The organism is Kitasatospora sp. MAP5-34, assembly GCF_029894335.1.
Lineage (GTDB): Bacteria > Actinomycetota > Actinomycetes > Streptomycetales > Streptomycetaceae > Kitasatospora.
In genome coordinates this window covers 1-3,341 of the sequence record NZ_JARXZC010000089.1, presented here as the reverse complement: position 1 = coordinate 3,341, position 3,341 = coordinate 1, and the positions used below count along the sequence as shown (strand labels likewise).

Genomic DNA, 3,341 nt, shown 5'->3' with positions numbered 1-3,341 from the left:
AGGCGAATCCGACCGCGTCACCAGCCCCCACCCGGCTGACCTGCACCTTCAACCCGGCAGGGACTCCAGGGCCCCTGAATTACGCGGAACGCAGGGCGAGGCGCACTCGGTAAAGCCCCGAAGATCGTGAAGGCCGAGGCCGGAGCGATGCTCAAGATCGCCGCCAGCGGGCTGCCCCCGCAACTGATCGCGGCCCTCAAGCACGCCGCCTCCCTGCACAACCCGGAGTTCTACCGCCGGCAGAACCAGCGGTTCTCCACCTTCAACACCCCCCGCCTGATCTGCTGCTTCGACGCCACCGACCCTGAATGGATCGCCTTGCCCCGAGGGCTGCACGACGAGGCCACCAGCCTGATCACCGCGGCAGGCGGCACTCTCAAGCCCACCGGCACCCTGCCCGAGCACACTCCGATCGACGTCCGGTTCACCGGCGAACTCACCACCATCCAGGCCGACGCCGTCGCCGCGATGACCCCACACGCCACCGGGGTACTCGTCGCCCCACCCGGCGCGGGCAAGACCGTCATGGCCTGCGCGCTGATCGCCGACCACGCCCGGCCCACCGCGATCATCGTCAACCGGGCCGAGCTATTGTCCCAGTGGCGCGAGCGCCTGGAGACCTTCCTCGATCTCGGCGACGGTGCGGTCGGCTCACTCGGGGCAGGCAAAGACCGCCGCGGCGGCATCGTCGACCTGATCATGCTGCAGTCCCTCACCCACCGAAACGCCCCTGACGGACTCCTGGACGGCTACGGCCTGGTCGTCGTGGACGAGTGTCACGCCGTCGGCGCGCCGGCCGCCGAGTCTGCGATCCGCAGAGTCAACGCCGAGCGGTGGATCGGGTTGTCCGCCACCCCCTACCGCGCGGACCAGATGGACGCGCTGATCACCATGCAGTGCGGCCCGATCCGACACGAGATCGAAGACCAGAGCACCTTCGCCAAACACCTGATCGTGCACCGAACTACCTTCACCACCGACGAGCCCGGCACCGATGGCGCCTCCATCCAGGCGATCTACGGCGAACTCGCCACCGACCTGACCCGCAATCAGCTCATTGCCGCGGACATCGCCGACGCCTACCAGAGAGGGCGCTGCAGCCTGGCACTCACCAACCGGATCGAACACGTCAACCAGCTCGCCGCCGCACTCAAGGAGCGCGGCATCGAGGCGATGCTCCTGCACGGCGGCCTTCCCGCCATCGAGCGCGACCGCGTCCGCGCCGCACTCGCCGAAGGCGATGCGGGCCCACTCGTACTGCTGGCCATCGACAAGATCGCCGGTGAAGGCTTCGACGCACCCCGTCTCGACACCCTCTTCCTGACCAGCCCCGTCTCCTTCAAGGGCCGCGTCATCCAACAGGTCGGCCGGATCATGCGCAACACCGAGGCGAAGAAGAGCCACGTCGAGGCCCACGACTACCTCGATGCGGAGGTGCCGCTGCTGGAGCGCATGCACCACAAGCGCCGCCGGATCCTCGAGCGCCGCGGATTCAGCACCGCCACCGCACCCACGACACCGACCGCGACTCGCCCGGAGCAGGGTACAGCGAGCAAACCACCTGCAACGGAGACCTCGTCACCAGAGCCGACCGTTGCCCACGTGCGGTCGTGGGCACGGGAACACGGCCTCGGTGTCCCGGCTCGCGGCAAACTGCGCACCGCGATCTGGGACGCCTACCGAGAGGCCCACCCGTACCCGCGCGGCTGACCCCCTGCGAACTCGGGGCCCATATACGGTCGATGGAGCCCTCTCATGGAGTCGGTAGTCCTCCCACCTCACTCGAGTTCACAAACTCACTGCTGTGCACAGACGGACCAGTGACGGCCTGGACGAGAGTGCTGTCTCGCTGGCACCTGCGCCTCAGTACCGCCTTCGGGATCTCGGGGTGCTCGGCCGGTAGGCGTCCTTCACGATCTCCGCGAGGTCCTCCTCGCTGAACATGCGGTGCCCACCCACCTGCCGATAGGGCACCCGCCCCGCGGCCGCCTCCGTGCGCAGCCAGTGCGCTTTCACGCCAAGGCGTTCAGCTGCCTCGTTGTAGCCGTAGAGCAGCGGCCCCTCCGCTTTCGCTTCCCGCACTTCCTCTACCTGGTGCTTCGTGCGGCGGCCTTCCGGCAGACCGGTCGGCAGCCCCAGAGCTGCCGTCTCCGCCGCAGCCAGCAGCACGCCCAGCCCGCGCAGCCGGGCACCGTCCCCGATCCCGTCGTTCGGCCCCGGCAAGCCGAGAGCGCGCCGGTCCTGGGTGGCCGGGTCCTCCGAGGGGAGCAGCATGGCCGCCAACCGGTAGTCCTCCTCGGTCAGCGGGGTCCTGGCCTCCAGTGCATGGAATAGCCTGAGCCGTTCGCGTTCCAGCGCCCGCCTGTCGAGCTTGGTGATCCGGTCACGCAGCGCCTCCCAGCTCTCGTGCGCCTGAACCGCCGCAAGGGCGTACGAGAGGACGTCGGCGCCGGGCCGATGCTGGGTCCTGCGGTGCTGGTAGCAGAGCTCCATTCCCGGCTCCACCGGAACCTTGCACGGGAAGCCGAAGAAGGAAGTCACGGGCGCTGGGCAGCGCGGCCTATTCGGCGCCAGGCTCCGGTCTACTCCCGCGCGGATCTGCCGGATCTGTTCCGCCGCGTTCTTCAGCGCGGGCTTCGGCACCCCCCATTCCTTCGCGGCCTCGAGCGGACTCAGGTGATCGAGCGCCCGCATACGTTCCATCGGGGTAGCAAGCCCCTCCATGAAAGCTCCTCCCTTGGCGACTTCACACATGATCAGCCGATAGGCACGGAGTCCGACCTGGATGTCACACCTTGACCCACCTGCCACCGAAACCTTCCAACAGCGAGCCAAGTACGCCCTTCATATGTCCGAATTTGACGGAATTACGACAACAGGGGCGCGGTGCAGATGGACCAGTAGGCTGATGACGTTCCGCGTGCCATCCGACCGCGAGGCTGATCTCCATGCGCATGTTCTTCGAGCCGGACGACGAGGACGGCTACACGGCCGCCTGTGAGCAGCTGGTCGGGCGTTTCGCGGCCTGGTGCGAGGAGCACGGCGAGGTGGGCGGTCCGACGGTGGCGGAGTCGGCGCTGGACTACCGGCATCGCGGGACCGTCGACGGGCGGCTCGGGCTGTGGCAGGCGCGGCATGTGGAGGAGTTCCTGCTGGACTGGCTGCCGCGCACGCTCACCGAGCTGCCCAACGAGCCGTCGGCAGACGGCCCTGGCACGCTTCGCGCACTGCTGCGGTTCCTGCGCGTGAAGTTCCCCCGTTGAACTGGACAGCCTGATACTGGGACGGTTGAGTCCCGGAGGAAGCAGTCCAGATCGTGAGCGGCAAGAGCAACATGAGCA

Annotated in this window: 3 protein-coding genes; 2 read left to right on the top strand and 1 reads right to left on the bottom strand. The window is 68.0% G+C overall.

Translation table 11 applies throughout. The features are described 5' to 3' along the window. Positions 1 to 126 precede the first annotated feature (126 nt). Positions 127 to 1,710 carry a DEAD/DEAH box helicase family protein gene (locus P3T29_RS32405; RefSeq protein ID WP_280720261.1) on the top strand — a complete coding sequence of 528 codons (1,584 nt, stop codon included), beginning with the start codon at positions 127 to 129 and terminating at the stop codon, positions 1,708 to 1,710. A 153-nt stretch (positions 1,711 to 1,863) separates the two neighbouring features. Here the strand turns inward: P3T29_RS32405 and P3T29_RS32400 are convergent, their stop codons facing one another. Next, positions 1,864 to 2,724 carry a helix-turn-helix domain-containing protein gene (locus tag P3T29_RS32400; RefSeq protein WP_280720260.1) on the bottom strand — a complete coding sequence of 287 codons (861 nt, stop codon included), beginning with the start codon at positions 2,722 to 2,724 and terminating at the stop codon, positions 1,864 to 1,866. Between the two features lie 224 nt (positions 2,725 to 2,948). On the opposite strand from P3T29_RS32400, the gene P3T29_RS32395 reads away from it, so the two are divergent. After that, on the top strand, positions 2,949 to 3,263 hold the full coding sequence (locus tag P3T29_RS32395) for a hypothetical protein (RefSeq protein ID WP_280720259.1): 315 nt from the start codon (positions 2,949 to 2,951) through the stop codon (positions 3,261 to 3,263). The last annotated feature ends 78 nt before the right edge of the window (positions 3,264 to 3,341 follow it).

Excerpts from the sequence above, each read along its gene's own strand:
- P3T29_RS32400 (WP_280720260.1), bottom strand. The coding sequence starts at position 2,724 with ATGGAGGGGCTTGCTACCCCGATGGAACGTATGCGGGCGCTCGATCAC.
- P3T29_RS32395 (WP_280720259.1), top strand. The coding sequence starts at position 2,949 with ATGCGCATGTTCTTCGAGCCGGACGACGAGGACGGCTACACGGCCGCC.